Here is a 19,972-nt window from a genome sequence, read left to right on the forward strand (position 1 = left end):
AACAAAATAACCGCTTCAGGGCGGTTTTTTTGTGCCCGAAATTCTTCCCGTCTCGCCGCTATACCATGCTTAACGATTCAGCAAACAATTTAATGTTGCTTTTTTGTAAACGGATTAACACTGTCTGAAAATCCTGCTATGCTGCCCGACGCGGTATCGGGCATTTACCCTACAAACTGCTGTCTCACAGGAGCGTGAAGAAAACGCCGGCCGCATATGACAATGAGAGCGAGGAGAACCGTCGTGCTAGAAGAATACCGTAAGCACGTAGCAGAACGTGCCGCCGAGGGGATTGTACCGAAACCCTTAGATGCTACCCAGATGGCTGGGCTCGTCGAGCTGCTGAAGAATCCGCCTGAAGGCGAAGAAGAATTCCTGTTAGATCTGTTGATCAACCGTGTACCGCCAGGCGTCGATGAAGCCGCCTACGTCAAAGCCGGTTTCCTTGCTGCGATTGCCAAAGGCGAAGCAACCTCCCCACTGGTTACCCCTGAAAAAGCGATTGAACTGCTCGGCACCATGCAGGGTGGTTATAACATTCATCCGCTGATTGATGCGCTGGACAGCAACACGCTGGCACCGATTGCTGCCAAAGCCCTGTCCCACACGCTGCTGATGTTCGACAACTTCTACGACGTAGAAGAGAAAGCGAAAGCGGGCAACAGCTACGCGAAGCAGGTCATGCAGTCCTGGGCTGATGCCGAATGGTTCCTGAGCCGCCCGGCGCTGGCGGAAAAAATGACCGTCACCGTCTTCAAGGTGACCGGCGAAACCAACACCGATGACCTCTCTCCGGCGCCGGATGCCTGGTCTCGCCCGGATATCCCACTGCACGCCCTGGCGATGCTGAAAAACGCCCGTGAAGGCATTCAGCCGGATCAGCCGGGTGCCGTTGGCCCGATCAAACAGATCGAAGCGCTGCAGCAGAAAGGTTTCCCTCTCGCCTACGTCGGCGACGTTGTGGGTACCGGCTCTTCCCGTAAATCTGCCACCAACTCCGTGCTGTGGTTTATGGGCGATGACATCCCTCACGTGCCGAACAAGCGCGGCGGTGGTCTGTGCCTCGGCGGCAAAATTGCCCCTATCTTCTTCAACACCATGGAAGATGCTGGCGCCCTGCCGATTGAAGTGGATGTGTCCAACCTGAACATGGGCGACGTTATTGACGTTTACCCGTTCAAAGGCGAAGTGCGTAACCACGAAACCAACGAACTGCTGGCCAGCTTCGAGCTGAAAACCGACGTGCTGATCGACGAAGTGCGTGCCGGTGGCCGTATCCCGCTGATCATCGGCCGTGGCCTGACCACCAAAGCGCGTGAAGCGCTGGGTCTGCCGCACAGCGACGTATTCCGTCAGGCGAAAGACGTGGCAGAGAGCAACCGCGGTTACTCTCTGGCGCAGAAAATGGTGGGCCGCGCGTGCGGCGTAGCGGGTGTTCGTCCGGGCGCGTACTGCGAGCCGAAGATGACCTCCGTGGGCTCTCAGGACACCACCGGTCCAATGACCCGTGACGAACTGAAAGACCTGGCGTGCCTGGGCTTCTCGTCTGACCTGGTGATGCAGTCCTTCTGCCACACCGCGGCCTATCCGAAGCCGGTTGACGTCACCACCCACCACACCCTGCCAGACTTCATCATGAACCGTGGCGGTGTCTCGCTGCGTCCGGGTGACGGCGTGATCCACTCCTGGCTGAACCGCATGCTGCTGCCGGATACCGTGGGTACCGGCGGTGACTCCCACACCCGTTTCCCAATCGGTATCTCTTTCCCGGCGGGCTCTGGTCTGGTGGCCTTTGCCGCTGCAACGGGCGTGATGCCGCTGGACATGCCGGAATCCGTTCTGGTGCGTTTCAAAGGCAAAATGCAGCCGGGCATCACCCTGCGTGACCTGGTGCATGCTATCCCGCTGTACGCCATCAAACAGGGCCTGCTGACCGTTGAGAAGAAAGGTAAGAAGAACATCTTCTCTGGCCGTATCCTGGAAATTGAAGGTCTGCCGGATCTGAAAGTGGAGCAGGCGTTCGAACTGACCGATGCCTCCGCCGAGCGTTCCGCTGCGGGCTGTACCATCAAGCTGAACCAGGCGCCGATTGAAGAGTACCTGACTTCCAACATCGTGCTGCTGAAGTGGATGATTGCCGAAGGCTACGGCGACCGTCGTACCCTGGAGCGTCGTATCCAGGGCATGGAGAAATGGCTGGCGGATCCACAGCTGCTGGAAGCCGATGCTGACGCAGAATACGCGGCAGTGATCGACATCGATCTGGCGGATATCAAAGAGCCAATCCTGTGTGCGCCGAACGATCCGGACGACGCGCGTCTGCTCTCTGACGTCCAGGGCGACAAGATTGACGAAGTGTTCATCGGCTCCTGCATGACCAACATCGGTCACTTCCGCGCTGCCGGTAAACTGCTGGATACCCACAAAGGCCAGCTGCCGACCCGTCTGTGGGTGGCACCGCCAACCCGTATGGACGCGGCGCAGCTGACCGAAGAGGGTTATTACAGCGTGTTCGGTAAGAGCGGGGCGCGTATCGAAATTCCTGGCTGTTCCCTGTGTATGGGTAACCAAGCGCGCGTGGCCGACGGTGCGACGGTGGTCTCCACCTCAACCCGTAACTTCCCGAACCGTTTAGGTACTGGTGCAAACGTCTACCTGGCCTCTGCGGAGCTGGCGGCGGTTGCGGCGCTGATTGGCAAACTGCCAACGCCGGAAGAGTACCAGACCTTCGTGGCGCAGGTAGATAAGACGGCGGTGGATACCTATCGCTATCTGAACTTCGACCAGCTCTCTCAGTACACCGAGAAGGCTGACGGGGTTATCTTCCAGACCGCGGTATAAATGCTACCTCTCCCGTGGGAGAGGGCACCTGACCCATCGCCCGGTGGCGCTACGCTTACCTGGCCTACAAGCCCATCGCAACCGCGGTGGGCTTTTTTATTTTCATTCCTTCCACGCGTTCCGCTTTTTTTCTTCCTCCGGGCTGCGATAATTACTGCAAGGGCTTTGCAGAGGAAAATACTATGGATTACGAATTTCTGCGTGATATCACCGGGGTGGTGAAAGTGCGTATGTCGATGGGCCACGAAGTGGTCGGTCACTGGTTCAATGAGGAAGTGAAAGAGAACCTGAGCCTGCTCGATGAAGTGGAACAGGCTGCGCGCACGGTAAAAGGCAGTGAACGATCCTGGCAACGCACCGGACATGAATACACGTTGTGGATGGATGGCGAAGAGGTGATGGTGCGCGCCAACCAGCTGGAGTTTTCCGGTGACGAGATGGAAGAGGGGATGAACTACTACGACGAGGAGAGCCTGTCGCTGTGCGGCGTTGAGGACTTCCTTCAGGTGGTGGCGGCCTACCGCGATTTCATGAAACAGAAATAATAGCTGGAGCGTCCCTGCTCCCTGCGTATCCTATACGGCCGGAATGTTGCGGCCGTAGTAAATTTCGCGCATCTCTTTCCACAGCAGGTCAGTAATGACCTTCCGCTCATCTTCGCTTAAATCTTCCGGCCGGGTATGGAACATGTAGTGCTTCAGGTCGAACTCCTTCAGCAGCATCTTGGTATGGAAAATATTTTCCTGATAGACGTTCACATCGACCATGTCATACAGCGATTTCATATCGTCAGACATGAAGTTCTGAATCGAGTTAATTTCATGATCGATAAAGTGCTTCATGCCGTTGATATCGCGGGTAAAGCCGCGCACGCGGTAATCAATGGTCACGATGTCGGATTCCAGCTGATGAATTAGATAATTCAGCGCGTTGAGGGGCGAAATCACACCGCAGGTCGATACTTCAATATCGGCGCGGAAAGTACATAGCCCGCCTTCCGGGTGACTCTCCGGATAGGTGTGCACGCAGATATGGCTCTTATCGAGATGGGCCACCACCGCTTCCGGCAGCGGGCCGGGACGCTCGGTGTGATCGATAAGGGTGGGATCAACCGGCTCTTCGCTGACCAGAATGGTGACGCTGGCCCCCTGGGGTTCATAATCCTGACGGGCGATATTCAGGATGTTGGCACCGATAATAGAGCAGGTTTCTGACAGGATCTCGGTCAGTCGGTTGGCGTTATAGAGTTCATCGATATAGGCGATATAACCATCGCGCTCTTCCGCCGTTTTGACATAGCAGATATCGTAAATACAAAAACTCAGGCTTTTGGTCAGGTTGTTAAAGCCATGCAGTTTCAGCTTTTTCAATTCATTCACCCCCTCAGAGCATCCTGCAAATATTGCGGCAAGGCAAAGGCTGCGGTATGGACCGCCGGATTGTAATATCGGCAGGTTAAATTTGCGTGCTGGAAGCGCGCCTGAATGATGCCGGTAGAGAGATGACGCAGGGCGTCATTATCCGTCGCCCAGGCAAAGGTCATCACGCCACCATAGTAGGTCGGGATCGCCGCCTGGTAGAAGCTGACGTCGCTGAAGTAATGGCTCAACTTACGGTGGCTGTCGAGGGCCTCATCCTGCTGCAGGAAGCAGACGCCGTTCTGGGCGACAAAGACCCCGCCAGGATTCAGGCAGCGTTTGCAGCCCTCATAGAACGCCGAGGTAAACAGGCTTTCGCCTGGCCCAATCGGATCGGTGCAATCGGAGATGATCACATCGAAGGTCTGCGTCGTCTGGTTAACAAAATTGACGCCATCGTCGATCACCAGGGTGAAGCGCGGATCGTCGTAGCTGCCGGCATTGTGATTGGGCAGATACTGGCGGCAGAAAGAAACGACACCGGCGTCGATCTCTACCATGGTGATGCTTTCAATGGTTTTGTGGCGGGACACTTCGCGCAGCATGGCGCCGTCGCCGCCGCCGATGATCAGCACATGTTTCGCATTGCCGTGAGCCAGCAGCGGGACGTGGGTCATCATCTCGTGATAAATGAATTCATCACGCTCGGTGGTTTGCACCACACCATCCAGCGCCATCACCCGGCCAAAGGCCGCGTTTTCGAAAATGATCAGATCCTGATGATCGGTTTTCTCATGATAGAGCACGTTATCAATGGCAAAGTACTGTCCAAACTGGTCATGCAGCGTTTCATGCCACATCTTCTTTTCGGCCATGGGATGATACCTCCTTTGTTAACACCCGGTTAAAACGGGCGAAACATCATAGCTAACAATGACCGTGGTTGCACGGTCATCCATTCAGCAAAAGGGCATCGGGAGGGGAGTTACTTAACGTAGGCGAGCAGGCTCAGCGAGTCGCGAGCCAGGGCTTTACATTTTTTTGCCGTGGGAATGCCGATGCCGCTGAGATCGCGGTAGCTGTCTTCACCGAGGGATTTCATATCGAAACTGTCGTAGTTACTCAGATCCCACTGGTTCTGTTGAGCAAAGAAGACCAGCGCGCGACGTATCTGACCGTTAGGTAAATTCTGGTAGCCGCAGTCGTTTTTCAGAAATACAAACACCGCCGTTAAATCCGCCATATCTTCGGCTTCATTTTCACTCAGCGCATAGCTGTTTGCGCAATTAATCATCAGGGTGCTGAACAGGATTGTTCGGAAAAACGTCTTCATTGCTTCTACCAATACGTCACGGAAATTCAACGTTAGCACACTTCCCGCCGGTGCGACGATCTTTATTATTCCCGCTTTTCTTGACCTTCCGGCAAGGGGAGGGTTTATGCTCATGACATCGCCTGCTGCGAATAAGGAGATGAACATGCAACGCCGTGATTTTTTAAAATATTCTGCCGCACTGGGTGTCGCCAGTGCGTTACCCCTGTGGAGCCGCGCCGCTTTTGCGGCCGAGCGTCCCGTTCTGCCGATCCCCAATTTACTCACTCCCGATGCGCGTAATCAGGTGAACCTGGTGGTGCAGGCGGGCAAAACGACCTTTGGGCCGCACACCGCCACCACCTGGGGCTATAACGGCAATCTGCTGGGTCCGGCCCTTCAGCTACGCAAGGGAAAAGCGCTGACCGTTAACATCCACAACACCCTTAATGAAGAGACCACCGTTCACTGGCACGGTCTGGAAGTGCCGGGCGAGGTAGACGGCGGCCCGCATGGCATCATTAAACCCGGCGGCCAGCGGACGGTGACCTTTACCCCGGAGCAGCGTTCGGCCACCTGCTGGTTCCACCCCCATCAGCACGGGAAAACCGGGCATCAGGTGGCGATGGGGCTCGCCGGGCTGGTTTTGATTGAAGATGACGAAAGCCGCCTGCTGCGCCTGCCGAAGCAGTGGGGCATCGACGATGTGCCGGTGATCGTGCAGGACAAAAAGTTTACCGCCGAAGGGCAAATTGACTATCAGCTGGATGTGATGAGCGCCGCGGTGGGCTGGTTTGGCGATATGCTGCTGACCAACGGCGCGATCTACCCGCAGCATAATGCCCCGAAAGGCTGGCTGCGCCTGCGTCTGCTCAACGGCTGTAACGCCCGCTCGCTGAACTTCGCCGCCAGCGATAAACGTCCGCTGTACGTGGTCGCCAGCGATGGGGGGCTGCTGGCTGAACCGGTGAAAGTGACCGAGCTACCGATGCTGATGGGCGAACGTTTTGAAGTGCTGGTGGATATCAGCGACGGCAAGGCGTTTGACCTGGTGACTCTGCCGGTGAGCCAGATGGGGATGGCGGTGGCACCGTTCGACCAGCCGCAGCCGGTACTGCGCGTTCAGCCGCTGCTGGTGACGGCTTCGGGCACCTTGCCGGATACGCTGACCACCATGCCGGCTCTGCCGTCCCTGGAGGGGCTGACCCAGCGGAAGCTGCAGCTGTCGATGGATCCGATGCTCGACATGATGGGCATGCAGGCCTTAATGAAGAAGTACGGCCACCAGGCCATGGCGGGCATGGATCATGGCCAGATGGATCACGGCAAGATGGGCGGAATGGATCACAGCATGCACGGGTTCGATTTCCGTAACGGCAACCGGATCAACGGCAAAGCCTTCGATATGCACAATCCACAGTTTGCGGCCACCAAAGGCCAGTATGAGCGTTGGGTGATCTCCGGGGAAGGGGACATGATGCTGCATCCGTTCCATATTCACGGCACCCAGTTCCGCATCCTGACGGAAAACGGCAAAGCGCCGGGGGGGCATCGCGCGGGCTGGAAGGATACGGTACGCGTTGAGGGCGGGGTGAGCGAGGTGTTAGTCAGGTTCGATCATGACGCCCCGAAAGAGTATGCCTATATGGCGCACTGTCATCTGCTGGAACATGAAGACACGGGAATGATGCTGGGGTTCACGGTGTAAAAAAGCCCGGTGGCGCTAGCGCTTACCGGGCCTACGTGAGCTCGAACTGTAGGCCGGGTAAGGCGTAGCCGCCACCCGGCTTTTTTGTTACTTACTTCTCGTCAGGCAACGCATAGGCAACAATATAGTCGCCCATCTTAGTGCCAAACGAACCGTGACCACCCGCGGAGATCACCACAAACTGCTTACCATTGACCTCATAGGTCATCGGCGTGGCTTGTCCACCGGCTGGCAGACGGCCCTGCCACAGTTTCTCACCGTTGCTCATGTTGTATGCACGCAGGTAGTTATCGGCAGTCGCGCCGATAAACAGCACGTTACCGGCGGTGGAGATTGGACCACCCAGCATCGGCATACCCATATTGAACGGCACCGGGATCGGCATCGGGAACGGCATGCTGTCCTGTGGCGTACCAATACGTTTTTTCCAGACAACCTGATTGGTTTTCAGATCCAGCGCGGAGATATAACCCCAGGCAGGCTGTTTACACGGCAGGCCAAACGGAGAGAGGAACGGATTCAGCGTCACGCCATACGGCACGCCGTACTGCGGCTGAATACCGGATTCGGTCCCGGTACCCTGCGCGTCTTTCGGCTGCTCCATCGGATTGCCCGGGCCGCGTGGGATCAGTTTAGAGACAAACGGCAGCGCCATCGGGTTGGCAATTGCCACCTGACGGTTCGGATCCACAGAGATACCGCCCCATTCGAACATCCCCAGGTTACCCGGGAACACCAGCGTGCCCTGCTCGGACGGCGGCGTGAAGATGCCTTCATAGCGCATCTGGTGGAACATCACGCGGCACACCAGCTGGTCAAACATTGTGGCACCCCACATGTCTGCCCCGCTGAGATCTTTCTTCGGACGGAAGCTCAGATCCGAGAACGGCTGGGTTTTGGTGACGTAGTCGCCTTTCGCTGCGCCCTGTGGAACCGGTTTTTCCGGAGCCGGCACCACCAGTTGGCCGTTACGACGATCCAGCACGAAGATATTACCGGTTTTCGCCGGGGCGTAGATCACTGGTACGCTCTGGCCGTTAACGGTGATGTCCGCCAGCGTCGGCTGGGACGGCATATCCATATCCCACAGATCGTGGTGAACGGTCTGGTAGCTCCAGGCCAGTTTCCCGGTGGTGGCATTCAGCGCCACGATGGAGCTGGCATAACGCTCCTGCTCCGGCGTACGGTTACCACCCCAGATATCCGGTGTGGTTACACCCATCGGCAGGTAGACCAGGTCCAGCTTCGCGTCATAGGCCGCTGGTGCCCAGGAGTTCGGCGAGTTGAAGGTAAAGGTGTGTTCATCCGACGGGATGGCGTTTGGATCTTTCGCACCCGGGTCAAAGGCCCACAGCAGTTTACCGGTGTTCACGTCAAAGCCACGGATCACACCAGAGGTCTCGCGCACGGAGAAGTTATCCGTTACCGAACCGGCAATCACGATGGTTTTGTCAGTGATGATCGGCGGTGACGTCGGCTCATACAGACCCGGGGTCTGATCCGGCATGTTGGTCTGCAGATTCAGTACGCCTTTGTTGGCAAAGGTTTCGCACAGCTTGCCGGTTTCGGCGTTGATGGCAAACAGACGACCATCGTTGACCGGCAGCATAATGCGACGTGGACAGTCGGCGATCACTTCCGGGCTGGCGTTATCAGCGCGTGCTTCGTGGTAAGAGACACCACGGCAGGTCACGTGCTGGAACTGGTTGTTTGTTTTCAGCTGTGGATCGAAGTGCCATTTCTCTTTACCGGTAGCCGCATCCAGCGCGAACAGACGCTGGTGAGCCGTACAGAGGTAAAGCATGTTGCCCACTTTAATCGGCGTCACTTCGTTGGTCAGTTCGCCCGGATCGTTGGCTTGCTTCAGGTCGCCGGTACGGAACACCCAGGCTTCTTTCAGATTGTGCACGTTATCGGCATTAATCTGCTTCAGCGGGGAGTAGCGTTGGCCTTCCTGATTACGACCATAGGCAGGCCAGTCGGCATCGGCTACTTCGGAGATCGGGGCGGCAGGCGTGGCGTCGGCATTCAGCGTGCCTTTCACCTCCTGCGGATCGTTAAAGCCAGCCCAGGTCAGGATCCCGCCGCTGATCAGCAGTGCCACCACCAGCGCGGTGACCGCACCGCTGGAGCGCACGAACAGACGACGCCAGACGAAGGGCAGGATCAACCAGATCCCGAAGAAGACCAGGATGTCGCTGCGTGGAGTCAGCGCCCAGAAGTCGAAACCGACCTCCCAGACGCCCCAGATCATTGTGGCAAGCAGCAGGGCGGCATAAAGCCACAGTGCCGATTGTTTACTGCGCCATAACATCACGGCGACGCCCAGCATCACTACGCCAGCAATCGGGTAGTACCAGGAGCCACCAATTGCTACCAGCCAGACCCCACCTATTAGCAGGTAGAGCCCGCATAAGGCTGCGAACAGCGCTGTTAGCTTCACGAGTAACCGTGAATGTTGAACTTTTGTTTCCGCCATAAAAAGTACTCTTCAAGTTTGTTAATTTTTTGATAGCAATTAAGTATAGGACTTAACAAGTGTGATCGGAATCACAAATCTGGCTTTTATGAACGGGCGCGCCAGGAGGATCCATTTGCTGGTATACTTCAGGGCTTATGTAGCGATGCCGGATGCAAAGCCATCGGCATTGAGAAATTCGTTATAAAAACATACGGTTAGTAAAATGAAACATACTGTTGAAGTGATGATCCCGGAAGCGGAGATCAAAGCGCGTATCGCCGAACTCGGTCGTCAGATCACCGAACACTATAAAGACAGCGGCAGCGAGATGGTGCTGGTGGGTCTGTTACGCGGTTCCTTCATGTTTATGGCCGATCTCTGCCGCGAAGTGCAGGTCTCCCATGAAGTCGATTTTATGACCGCCTCCAGCTATGGCAGCGGAATGTCGACCACTCGTGATGTGAAAATCCTCAAAGACCTGGATGAAGACATTCGCGGCAAAGATGTTTTGATTGTTGAAGACATCATCGACTCCGGTAACACCCTGTCGAAGGTGCGCGAAATTCTCAGCCTGCGTGGACCTAAATCGCTGGCGATCTGTACCCTGCTGGACAAACCGACCCGTCGTGAAGTGCAGGTGCCTGTGGAGTATGTTGGCTTCTCGATTCCGGACGAATTCGTGGTGGGCTACGGCATTGACTACGCGCAGCGTTATCGCCATCTGCCGTATGTCGGCAAAGTGGTGCTGCTGGACGAGTAAAATGGGTCTTGCCCGGTGGCGCTATGCTTACCGGGCCTACGGACCGCGCTTTTGTAGGCCGGGTAAGGCGATGCCGCCACCCGGCTTTTTTGCAGGCTTACTTGTGGTTATCGTGCTTCTGGGTGAGGTTTGAGACGCCCTGACGGTAGCGCTGTTCCAGCGTTTCCCGGCTGGTGGCGGTCACTTCCAGATCGCGCAGCAGGCCATCGTGAATGCCGTACGCCCAGCCGTGGATCGTCACTTTCTGCCCGCGATTCCAGGCCGACCGCATAATGGTGGAGTGACCCAGGTTGTACACCTGTTCCATGACGTTCAGTTCACACAGGGTATCCAGGCGACGCTCCTGCGGCATTTGCCCCAGCAGTGAGCTATGTTTGAACCAGATATCACGAATGTGCAGCAGCCAGTTGTCGATCAGACCCAGCTCGGTGTTTTCAACCGCCGCCTGGACGCCGCCGCAGCCGTAATGACCGCAAATAATGATGTGTTCCACTTCCAGCACATCAATCGCATACTGCACCACGGACAGGCAGTTCAGATCGGTGTGGATCACCAGGTTAGCAACGTTACGGTGAACAAAGAGTTCGCCCGGTTCGAGGCCAGTCAGACGTTCAGCGGGAACGCGGCTGTCGGAGCATCCAATCCAGAGAAAGCGTGGTTTCTGCGCCTGAGACAGCTTCGCAAAAAATCCGGAATCTTCCTCCAGCAGCATCTTTGACCATAGTGCGTTATTGCTGATGAGTGTATCTATGTCATTCATGGAGATAAACGGCCTGTAACCGGGTTAATGCGTTGCGCTAATATAGGGCAACTCGATTTTTTTTAAAACAACACTTCGCGTGTCAGCACTATAGGTAACTCTATTTCATGACCATTGCACTGGAGCTCGAGCAGCTTAAAAAAACCTATCCGGGTGGTGTCCAGGCACTGCGCGGCATAGATCTTAAAGTCGAAGCCGGTGATTTTTATGCGCTTCTGGGGCCCAACGGGGCAGGGAAATCCACCACCATCGGCATTATCAGCTCGCTGGTGAATAAAACCTCCGGCCAGGTAAAGGTCTTCGGCTACGACCTGGAAAAGGAGGTGGTGAACGCCAAGCGCCAGCTGGGTCTGGTGCCGCAGGAGTTCAACTTCAACCCCTTTGAGACCGTGCAGCAGATTGTGGTCAACCAGGCAGGCTATTACGGCGTGGAGCGTAAAGAGGCGGTTGAACGCAGCGAAAAGTACCTCAAACAGCTCGATCTGTGGGAAAAACGCAACGAACGTGCGCGGATGTTGTCCGGTGGTATGAAGCGTCGTCTGATGATTGCCCGGGCGCTGATGCACGAGCCAAAACTGCTGATTCTGGATGAACCGACCGCCGGGGTCGATATCGAACTTCGCCGCTCAATGTGGGGCTTTTTGAAGGATCTTAACGACAAAGGCACCACCATCATTCTGACCACGCACTATCTGGAAGAGGCGGAGATGCTGTGTCGTAACATCGGCATCATTCAGCACGGTACGCTGGTGGAAAACACCTCGATGAAGAACCTGCTCTCCAAGCTGAAATCAGAAACCTTCATTCTCGATCTGGCGGCGAAAAGCGCGCTGCCGAAGCTGGAGGGGTATAACTACCGTCTGGTGGATACCTCAACCCTGGAAGTGGAAGTCCTGCGTGAGCAGGGGATCAACAGCGTTTTCAGCCAGCTGAGCCAGCAGGGGATTCAGGTATTAAGTATGCGTAACAAAGCTAACCGACTGGAAGAGCTGTTCGTCTCGCTGGTCCATGAGAAACAAGGAGATCGCGCATGATGCAGCTTTACTGGGTGGCGCTGAAAAGTATCTGGGCCAAAGAGATCAACCGCTTTATGCGCATCTGGATCCAGACCCTGGTGCCGCCGGTGATCACCATGACCCTCTACTTTATTATCTTCGGCAACCTGATTGGCTCGCGGATCGGTGAGATGCACGGTTTCACCTATATGCAGTTTATCGTGCCTGGCCTGATCATGATGGCGGTGATCACCAACGCTTATGCCAACGTGGCGTCGTCTTTCTTTAGCGCCAAGTTCCAGCGCAATATCGAAGAGCTGCTGGTGGCCCCGGTGCCTACCCACGTGATCATCTCGGGCTATGTCGGCGGCGGCGTGGCCCGCGGCCTGTGCGTCGGCGTGCTGGTGACGGCGATCTCCCTGTTCTTTGTGCCGTTCCAGGTGCACTCCTGGCTGTTTGTCGGCCTGACGCTGCTGCTGACGGCGGTGCTGTTCTCGCTGGCCGGTCTGCTGAATGCGGTATTCGCCAAAACCTTTGACGATATCAGCCTGATCCCGACCTTCGTCCTGACGCCGCTGACCTACCTCGGCGGGGTGTTCTACTCCCTGACGCTGCTGCCGCCGTTCTGGCAGGGGCTGTCACACCTGAACCCGATCGTCTATATGATCAGCGGCTTCCGCTTTGGTTTCCTTGGCATTTCCGACGTGCCGCTGGCAACCACCGTTGGCGTGCTGGTGATCTTTATCGTGGCCTTCTATCTGCTGTGCTGGAACCTGATCCAGCGCGGACGCGGGCTGCGCAGCTGATCCTCAGGCCCGGCGACGTTCTGTTGCCGGGCCGGTTTATTGACCCTCATCACCCCTGTACGCTTCCTGCTCGGCTAGACTACCCCTTTCTGATGAGAGGTGACGATGCTGGGTTGGGTAATCACGTGCCATGATGAACATGCGCAGGAGATGGCGGAGAAGCTCGCCGTCCGGTTTGGGCCGCTGGTACAGTGCCAGGTGGTTAATTTCTGGCGCGGATTAAGCGTCAATATGCTCAGCCGCATGCTGTGCGATGCCCAGCATCAGGTCGACAGCGGTGACGGGGTGATCTTCCTGACCGATATCTCCGGCGCCGCCCCCTATCGCGCGGCGGCACTGCTCAGCCACAAGCACGCCAACTGCGAAGTGATCTCGGGGATTAGCTATCCGCTGCTGGAGATGATGTACCCTCTGCGGGAGATGACCGACAGCAGCGGCTTTCGCGACACCATCGTTGCCCGCGGCGCGCCGGAAGTCAGCAGCCTGTGGCATCAGCAGCAGAAAAACCCGCCTTTTGTCCTGCTCCATGGTCTGGAAAAATATTAAGCATTGGTATTGCTGGCGCTTTTGTTACAATGACGTCCGTTTTTCGTACTGAATACATCCCTATGCTCTCGCGTATTATTTTCCTGCTTCTGCTGCTGGTCTCCGGCGGCGTGTCTGCCAGTCTGATTAGCCAGCAAGGGCTCCCGCCCCGCTATATGCAAACTACCGAAGATGCCGCCATCTGGGCGCAGGTGGGCAACAAGGTCGTTACCGTCGGCAATGTGCGTGCCGGGCAAATCATTGCGGTGGTGCCTACCGCGGCGGATTATTATGAGTTCCGCTTTGGCTTCGGCACCGGTTTTATCGACAAAGAGCATCTGGGCGAGGTGCAGGGAAAGCAGCGCGTGGAGGACAGCCTCGGCGATCTGAACAAGCCGCTCAGCAATCAGAACCTGATCACCTGGAAGGATACGCCGGTCTACAACGCCCCCAATGCCGGCAGCGCGCCGTTCGGCACCCTGGCGGACAACCTGCGCTATCCGATCCTCAGCAAGCTGAAGGATCGGCTTAATCAGACCTGGTATCAGATCCGCATCGCCAACCGCCTGGCCTGGGTCAGCAGCCTGGATGCGCAGGAGGATAACGGCCTGCCGGTGCTGACCTATCACCATATCCTGCGCGACGAAGAGAACACCCGTTATCGCCATACCTCGACCACCACCAGCGTGCGCGCTTTCAATAACCAGATGGCCTGGCTGCACGATCAGGGTTACACCACGCTGACGATGTACCAGCTGGAAGGCTACGTGCGTAACAAGATGAACCTCCCGGCCCGCGCGGTGGCGATCACCTTTGACGATGGTCTGAAGTCGGTCAGCCGCTACGCCTGGCCAATCCTGAAGCAGTACGGCTTCCACGCCACGGCGTTTATTATCTCCTCGCGGATCAAAGCCCATCCGCTGAAATGGGATCCGAAGACGCTGCAGTTTATGAGCCTCTCCGAGCTGCGTGAGATCCAGGACGTGTTTGACGTGCAGTCGCACACCCACTTCCTGCACCGGGTGGATGCGAATCGCCATCCCATCCTGCTGAGCCGCAGCTATCAGAACGTATTGATGGACTTTAAGCACTCCCGCCGCGCGCTGGCGCAGTTTAACCCGCATGTGCTTTATCTCTCATACCCGTTCGGCGGCTATAACGATATCGCGGTGAAAGCGGCTAATGATGCAGGTTTTCACCTGGCAGTGACGACGGTGAAAGGGAAGGTGAAACCGGGGGATAATCCATTCCTGCTGAAGCGCTTGTACGTGCTCAGAACGGACTCATTAGAAACGATGTCGCGGCTGATCAGCAATCAGCCGCAAGGATAACGATCAGGCGACCTGAACCGGAATCGCTTTCGCGAGACGTTTCATGTCGTTATCACCTTCAAAATAGGCCACTTTCGGCTGCCAGCGGCGTGCTTCTTCATCGGACATCATCACAAAGCTGGCGATGATAACAATATCACCCACGCTGGCGCAGTGCGCCGCTGCCCCGTTGACGGAGATAATTTTGGAACCACGTTCAGCCGCGATAGCGTAGGTTGAGAAACGGTTGCCGTTACTCACGTTCCAGATATCAATGGCTTCGTTTTCAAGAATACCCGCTGCGTCGAGAAAATCCTGATCGATCGCGCAGGAGCCTTCATAATGCAGATCGGCCTGCGTGACCTTCACACGGTGAAGCTTACCTTGCAGCATTTTGCGAATCATGACGTTACCTTAACTCTTTGTCGTATCCCCTCCCGAAGAAGGGGCTGATGAAAACTAATCCGTTAGCATGGATAGGCTCAGTGTTTACTGAGCCAGTTCAACTACTGTGTTATCGATCAGACGCGCCTGGCCAAGCCATGCGGCCACCAGGATCACCGCGCGTTTGCTGTCAGCGGAGAGCGCCAGCAGGGTGTCGGCATCGCGGATCTGCACATCGTCAGCCCGTAAGCCGCCATCGTTCAGCGCCTGTTCTGCCAGCGCTACGATCTCTTCGCTGCTCAACTCTTTGTTTTTCAGCTGGCTCGCCATGGTGCTCATCACCTTGTACAGACCCGGGGCGATTTTACGCTGTTCAGGAGTGAGGTAGCCGTTGCGGGAGCTCAGCGCCAGGCCGTCTTTGGCCCGCACGATCGGCACGCCAACAATGTCGATGTCGTAGCCCATGTCGGCCACCATCTTGCGGATCAGCGCCAGCTGCTGGAAATCTTTCTCGCCGAAGCAGGCGATATCCGGCTGCACCAGGTTAAACAGCTTGCTGACGATGGTGGAGACGCCGCGGAAGTGACCCGGACGGCTGGCCCCTTCCAGCATGGTGGAGATGCCCGGCACATCGACATAGGTGGCCTCTTCCGTGCCTTTCGGATAGATATCCGCCGGGGCAGGGGAGAAGACGAAATCCACCTTATGCTTTTTCAGCTTCTCACAGTCTTCCTGCAGCGTGCGTGGGTAGCGCGCCAGGTCGTCGGCACGGTCAAACTGCATCGGGTTAACAAAAATACTCACCACCACCACATCGGCGCGGGCTTTGGCTTCGTCCACCAGCTTCATGTGGCCGTCATGCAGGTTGCCCATGGTGGGCACCAGGGCGATACGTTTACCTTCCTGGCGCAAGCGGCGAATGTGCTGGCGCAGCAGCGGCAGGGTTTCAATGATTAGCACAACGAGACTCCTTACTGGAAACTGTGTTCTTCACCCGGGTAAACACCCGATTCAACGTCGGCAATATACTGCCTGACCGCGCCGCGCATGTCGCCTGCGTCGCTAAGGAAATTCTTCGCAAATTTCGGGATATGCCCGCCGGTGATGCCAAAGGCGTCGTGCATCACCAGGATCTGGCCGTCGGTCACGTTACCGGCCCCAATGCCGATCACCGGAATGGTGAGCGCGTCGGTAATGCGTTTCGCCAGCGCCACCGGCACGCACTCCAGCACCAGCAGCTGTGCGCCCGCGGCTTCGATGGCAAGTGCATCATCAAACAGCGTCTGGGCGGCGTCACCGCGCCCCTGAACCTTATAGCCGCCAAAGATATTGACCGACTGCGGGGTTAATCCCAGATGGCCGCAGACCGGCACCGCGCGCTCGGTAAGCATGCGGACAGTCTCCACCAGCCAGGCACCGCCTTCCACTTTGACCATGTTGGCCCCGGCACGCATCACCGTGGCGGCATTCTCAAACGCCTGCTCCGGCGTGGCGTAGGCCATAAACGGCAGGTCGGCGAGCAGCAGACAGGCTGGCGCACCGCGACGCACCGCCCGGGTGTGGTAAGCAATATCCTCTACCGTCACCGGCAGAGTGGAGTCATGTCCCTGAACCGTCATCCCTAACGAGTCGCCAACCAGCATGACGTTAATACCCTCTTCGGCAAAGAGTTTGGCGAAGCTGTAGTCATAGGCCGTAATGGTGGCGAAGCGTTGCTTGTCCTGTTTGCATTTCTGCAAGGTAGCAATGGTGGTTGGTTTCATACTGTTTCCTGATAGCCCAAAGCGAATCTTTGCGCATTCTAACAGTAACATTCGAGGGAACAATGATTTTAGGTAATCGATAAACCATAAAAGTTTTAGGGTTTATTAACGAAAAAGTGGCGTTACCAGCGGGCGGGTTTTTCGGCGTTCAGTTGCCCCAGCAGGGCGCTCAGGCTTTCGCCGTCAGGGAAGATCAGATCGGGGGCGATTTCGAACAGCGGCCAGAGCATAAAGCCGCGGCGCTTCATGTCGTAGTGCGGCACCGTCAGGCGTTCGGTGTTAATCACCGCATCACCAAACAGCATGATGTCTAAGTCGAGGGTACGCGGTCCCCAGCGCTCTGCTTTACGCACGCGACCCTGCTGCAGCTCGATGCGCTGGGTGTTGTCCAGAAGCGCGTCGGCGCTGAGAGCCGTGTCGATCGCGATGGCGGCGTTCAGGTAGTCGGGCTGATCCTGCGGGCCCAGCGGGGGGGTGCGGTAAAACGAGGAGAGGGCGACAACGCGGCTCTGCGGGATGTCGCCCAGCGCCTGGACGGCAGCATTGACCTGCTCCAGCGGAGAGGCCAGATTGCTGCCGATGGCGATATACGCCAGCGTCATGCCGCGCCTTCGCGACGCGGTGCGCGCTTGCGTGGACGACGGTGACGACGACGCGGTGCCGGATCTTCATCCAGATCGCCCAGCATGTCTTTCTGCGCCGGTGGTGCAGAAACCTGGAACTCACCCCACCACTGCACCAGCAGCTGCAGCTCGCGGTTGTTTTCCGCTTCGGCACGCAGGGCCATCAGATCGTAAGCCGCACGGAACTTAGGATGCTCCATTAGCTTCCACGCGCGTTTACCCTGACGACGGGACATCCGCAGCTGAAGCTGCCAGATATCACGCACCAGCGTGGTAATGCGTTTCGGGATCGCCAGCGAGCGGCAGGCTTCATCCAGCACGTCGTTGGCGGCCAGCGCGAAGGCATCGTAATAGGCCAGACCGCTTTCCTGAGCAATCTTCTGCGCCGTTTCCAGCAGCGGATACCAGAACATCGCGGCAAACAGGAACGCCGGATTCACGCGCATATCGTTCTGAATGCGGTTATCGGTGTTCTTCAGCACCTGATCGATGATGCGCTCCATCGCGCTGTCACCTTTTTCGGTGAAGTTACGCGTGATGGTCGGGAACAGGGGCTGGAACAGGCTGTACTCGCGCAGCAGCTGATAGGTAGCAAAACCGTGGCCCGCCTGCAGCAGCTTCAGCGCCTCTTCAAACAGACGCGCCGGTGGCACATCGTTGATAAGCGTCGCCAGACGCGGGATCGGCTCGGCGGTCTCTGGGCTGATCTGCATATCCAGCTTGGCGGCAAAACGCACGGCGCGCAGCATACGCACCGGATCTTCACGGTAGCGCGTTTCCGGGTTGCCGATCAGGCGAATGATGCCGGCTTTCAGGTCCGGTACGCCACCGACAAAATCGCGGACGGTAAAGTCAGCCACGCTGTAATAGAGGCTGTTGATGGTGAAATCGCGACGCTGGGCATCTTCTTCGATAGAGCCAAAGATGTTGTCACGCAGCAACATGCCGTTCTGACCCTGTTGAGAGGTCGTGCGGTCTGATGGGGTGCCTTCGTGATGACCACGGAAGGTTGCCACTTCAATGATCTCGGGCCCAAACATGACGTGGGCGAGACGGAAGCGACGACCGACCAGGCGGCAGTTGCGGAATAATTTACGCACCTGCTCAGGGGTGGCGCTGGTGGTCACGTCAAAATCTTTTGGCTTTTTGCCCAACAGTAAGTCACGCACCCCGCCACCAACGAGATACGCCTCATAGCCAGCTTTATTCAGACGATAAAGGACCTTCAGGGCGTTTTCACTGATATCTTTGCGGGAAATAGCATGCTGCTCGCGCGGAATAACCGACATCGTATTTTGAACAATGACGTCATCCGCCATGCTCTCATCGCGGCTCAGCACCTTACGGCAAAAATTAGCGACTCGGGTAAAAATAATACACCTCGGTAGTGTGTGTTTCAGAATTCAGGACAAAAAATAGCGGCTAATCATAGCTCAGCGAGACGCATTTGAGAATGCTGGATTTTCGGCACGCGGTTTAGCGACCACTGGGCCACCGCTTTTTCCAGTAATTCTTCGGTTCGCAGATCCTGCCACTCATGTGTTACATCCTGGTTTAGAAATTGTAAAGCATTGATAAGAACAGGGCGAGGATCGCCCGTCGGTAATGCGGGGGCATGATTCTGTTTCGAGAGTTTCATCCCTTTTTCATTCACCACCAGCGGCAAATGAATATAGTCCGGCACCGGCCAGCCAAACAGCTGGTAGAGCGAAATCTGCCGTACGGTAGGCTCGATCAGATCGGCCCCGCGGACAATTTCGTTGACTCCCTGGAAATGGTCATCCACCACGACCGCCAGATTGTAAGCAAACAGTCCGTCCCGGCGGTGGATAATAAAATCCTCGTCTGCCAGGCGTGGATCGGCATGGAATTCGCCCTGCAGCAGGTCGGTAAATCGGGTGACCGGATGCTGTTGCACCACGCGCACCGCGGCGTTTTCCGGGCCGTGATACAGGGTGCGGCAATGGCCGTCATAGACGCCGCCGACGCTCTGAATGCGGGCGCGGGTGCAGGTGCAGTAGTAAGAGAGTCCCTGGGCGTGCAGCCAGGCCAGGCGTTCGCGATAGGCATCGTGACGCTGAGACTGCCACAGCACCTCGCCGTCCCAGTGCAGGCCGTAATGTTCCAGCTGACGCAGAATGGTCTCTGCTGCACCGGGAACTTCACGCGGGGGGTCAATATCTTCGATACGTACGCGCCAGATACCCTGGCGGGCACGGGCTTGCAGGTAGCTGCCAAGCGCGGCAATAAGCGAGCCGAAATGCAGTTCGCCAGAGGGGGATGGCGCGAAGCGCCCAATATAGTCAGCAGGCATAATTACACAGCGCAGAAAGTAATCAGGCGGGAGAAGACTCCCGCCTGTAATA

General features: G+C 56.8%; 19 protein-coding genes. 8 read left to right on the forward strand and 11 right to left on the reverse strand.

Features of this window, described 5'->3' with window-relative positions; all coding sequences use genetic code 11:
* Positions 1-243: 243 nt before the first annotated feature.
* Positions 244-2,841: a bifunctional aconitate hydratase 2/2-methylisocitrate dehydratase gene (gene acnB, locus WFO70_RS14205; RefSeq protein ID WP_337016934.1), complete on the forward strand. Its 2,598-nt coding sequence runs from the start codon at positions 244-246 to the stop codon at positions 2,839-2,841.
* A gap of 182 nt (positions 2,842-3,023) precedes the next feature.
* A complete protein-coding gene (gene yacL / locus WFO70_RS14210; RefSeq protein ID WP_106994266.1) occupies positions 3,024-3,386 on the forward strand; it encodes a protein YacL in 363 nt (120 codons plus the stop codon).
* 30 nt (positions 3,387-3,416) lie between these two features.
* Here the strand turns inward: yacL and speD are convergent, their stop codons facing one another.
* The 3 genes from speD to WFO70_RS14225 all read right to left on the reverse strand — a co-directional run bounded on the left by speD (position 3,417) and on the right by WFO70_RS14225 (position 5,532).
* The gene (gene speD / locus WFO70_RS14215) at positions 3,417-4,211 is read right to left on the reverse strand and encodes an adenosylmethionine decarboxylase (protein ID WP_333851378.1); all 795 of its coding nucleotides are present in this window, start codon (positions 4,209-4,211) and stop codon (positions 3,417-3,419) included.
* Positions 4,212-4,216: 5 nt separating this feature from the next.
* Entirely contained in the window at positions 4,217-5,074 is an 858-nt protein-coding gene (gene speE, locus WFO70_RS14220) for a polyamine aminopropyltransferase (protein ID WP_337016935.1), read from the reverse strand.
* Positions 5,075-5,184: 110 nt separating this feature from the next.
* Positions 5,185-5,532: a YacC family pilotin-like protein gene (locus WFO70_RS14225; protein ID WP_337016936.1), complete on the reverse strand. Its 348-nt coding sequence runs from the start codon at positions 5,530-5,532 to the stop codon at positions 5,185-5,187.
* Positions 5,533-5,677: 145 nt separating this feature from the next.
* Between WFO70_RS14225 and cueO the strand changes: the two genes are divergently transcribed.
* Positions 5,678-7,219, forward strand: a complete 1,542-nt coding sequence (gene cueO, locus WFO70_RS14230) for a multicopper oxidase CueO (RefSeq protein WP_337016937.1) — start codon at positions 5,678-5,680, stop codon at positions 7,217-7,219.
* 91 nt (positions 7,220-7,310) lie between these two features.
* Here the strand turns inward: cueO and WFO70_RS14235 are convergent, their stop codons facing one another.
* On the reverse strand, positions 7,311-9,698 hold the full coding sequence (locus tag WFO70_RS14235) for a glucose/quinate/shikimate family membrane-bound PQQ-dependent dehydrogenase (protein WP_337016938.1): 2,388 nt from the start codon (positions 9,696-9,698) through the stop codon (positions 7,311-7,313).
* A gap of 205 nt (positions 9,699-9,903) precedes the next feature.
* Here WFO70_RS14235 and hpt point away from each other — a divergent pair, with 205 nt between their 5' ends.
* Complete coding sequence (gene hpt, locus WFO70_RS14240) at positions 9,904-10,440, forward strand: hypoxanthine phosphoribosyltransferase (protein ID WP_142488266.1); 537 nt, start codon at positions 9,904-9,906, stop codon at positions 10,438-10,440.
* 97 nt (positions 10,441-10,537) lie between these two features.
* Here hpt and can read toward each other — a convergent pair whose 3' ends face one another.
* Positions 10,538-11,200: a carbonate dehydratase gene (gene can, locus WFO70_RS14245; protein ID WP_337016939.1), complete on the reverse strand. Its 663-nt coding sequence runs from the start codon at positions 11,198-11,200 to the stop codon at positions 10,538-10,540.
* A 107-nt stretch (positions 11,201-11,307) separates the two neighbouring features.
* Between can and WFO70_RS14250 the strand changes: the two genes are divergently transcribed.
* The 4 genes from WFO70_RS14250 to WFO70_RS14265 all read left to right on the forward strand — a co-directional run bounded on the left by WFO70_RS14250 (position 11,308) and on the right by WFO70_RS14265 (position 14,857).
* On the forward strand, positions 11,308-12,234 hold the full coding sequence (locus WFO70_RS14250) for an ABC transporter ATP-binding protein (protein WP_337016940.1): 927 nt from the start codon (positions 11,308-11,310) through the stop codon (positions 12,232-12,234).
* Complete coding sequence (locus WFO70_RS14255; protein WP_337016941.1) at positions 12,231-13,001, forward strand: ABC transporter permease; 771 nt, start codon at positions 12,231-12,233, stop codon at positions 12,999-13,001. Before WFO70_RS14250 ends, WFO70_RS14255 begins: the two co-directional genes overlap by 4 nt.
* A 105-nt stretch (positions 13,002-13,106) precedes the next feature.
* On the forward strand, positions 13,107-13,547 hold the full coding sequence (locus WFO70_RS14260) for a PTS sugar transporter subunit IIA (RefSeq protein WP_337016942.1): 441 nt from the start codon (positions 13,107-13,109) through the stop codon (positions 13,545-13,547).
* 56 nt (positions 13,548-13,603) lie between these two features.
* The gene (locus WFO70_RS14265) at positions 13,604-14,857 is read left to right on the forward strand and encodes a polysaccharide deacetylase family protein (protein ID WP_337016994.1); all 1,254 of its coding nucleotides are present in this window, start codon (positions 13,604-13,606) and stop codon (positions 14,855-14,857) included.
* Between the two features lie 3 nt (positions 14,858-14,860).
* On the opposite strand, the gene panD is transcribed toward WFO70_RS14265, so the two are convergent.
* The 6 genes from panD to gluQRS all read right to left on the reverse strand — a co-directional run bounded on the left by panD (position 14,861) and on the right by gluQRS (position 19,923).
* On the reverse strand, positions 14,861-15,241 hold the full coding sequence (panD, locus tag WFO70_RS14270) for an aspartate 1-decarboxylase (RefSeq protein ID WP_337016943.1): 381 nt from the start codon (positions 15,239-15,241) through the stop codon (positions 14,861-14,863).
* Positions 15,242-15,325: 84 nt separating this feature from the next.
* A complete protein-coding gene (gene panC / locus WFO70_RS14275) occupies positions 15,326-16,180 on the reverse strand; it encodes a pantoate--beta-alanine ligase (protein WP_337016944.1) in 855 nt (284 codons plus the stop codon).
* An 11-nt stretch (positions 16,181-16,191) separates the two neighbouring features.
* Positions 16,192-16,983: a 3-methyl-2-oxobutanoate hydroxymethyltransferase gene (gene panB / locus WFO70_RS14280; protein ID WP_106994278.1), complete on the reverse strand. Its 792-nt coding sequence runs from the start codon at positions 16,981-16,983 to the stop codon at positions 16,192-16,194.
* A 122-nt stretch (positions 16,984-17,105) separates the two neighbouring features.
* Entirely contained in the window at positions 17,106-17,585 is a 480-nt protein-coding gene (gene folK / locus WFO70_RS14285) for a 2-amino-4-hydroxy-6-hydroxymethyldihydropteridine diphosphokinase (protein ID WP_337016945.1), read from the reverse strand.
* Positions 17,582-18,979, reverse strand: a complete 1,398-nt coding sequence (gene pcnB / locus WFO70_RS14290; RefSeq protein ID WP_337016996.1) for a polynucleotide adenylyltransferase PcnB — start codon at positions 18,977-18,979, stop codon at positions 17,582-17,584. The genes folK and pcnB overlap by 4 nt, the downstream gene beginning before the upstream one ends.
* 53 nt (positions 18,980-19,032) lie before the next feature.
* Entirely contained in the window at positions 19,033-19,923 is an 891-nt protein-coding gene (gene gluQRS / locus WFO70_RS14295; protein ID WP_442913385.1) for a tRNA glutamyl-Q(34) synthetase GluQRS, read from the reverse strand.
* Positions 19,924-19,972: the final 49 nt, after the last annotated feature.

Origin of the sequence: Leclercia sp. AS011 (genome assembly GCF_037152535.1) — a bacterium.
In the GTDB taxonomy this organism is placed as follows: domain Bacteria; phylum Pseudomonadota; class Gammaproteobacteria; order Enterobacterales; family Enterobacteriaceae; genus Enterobacter.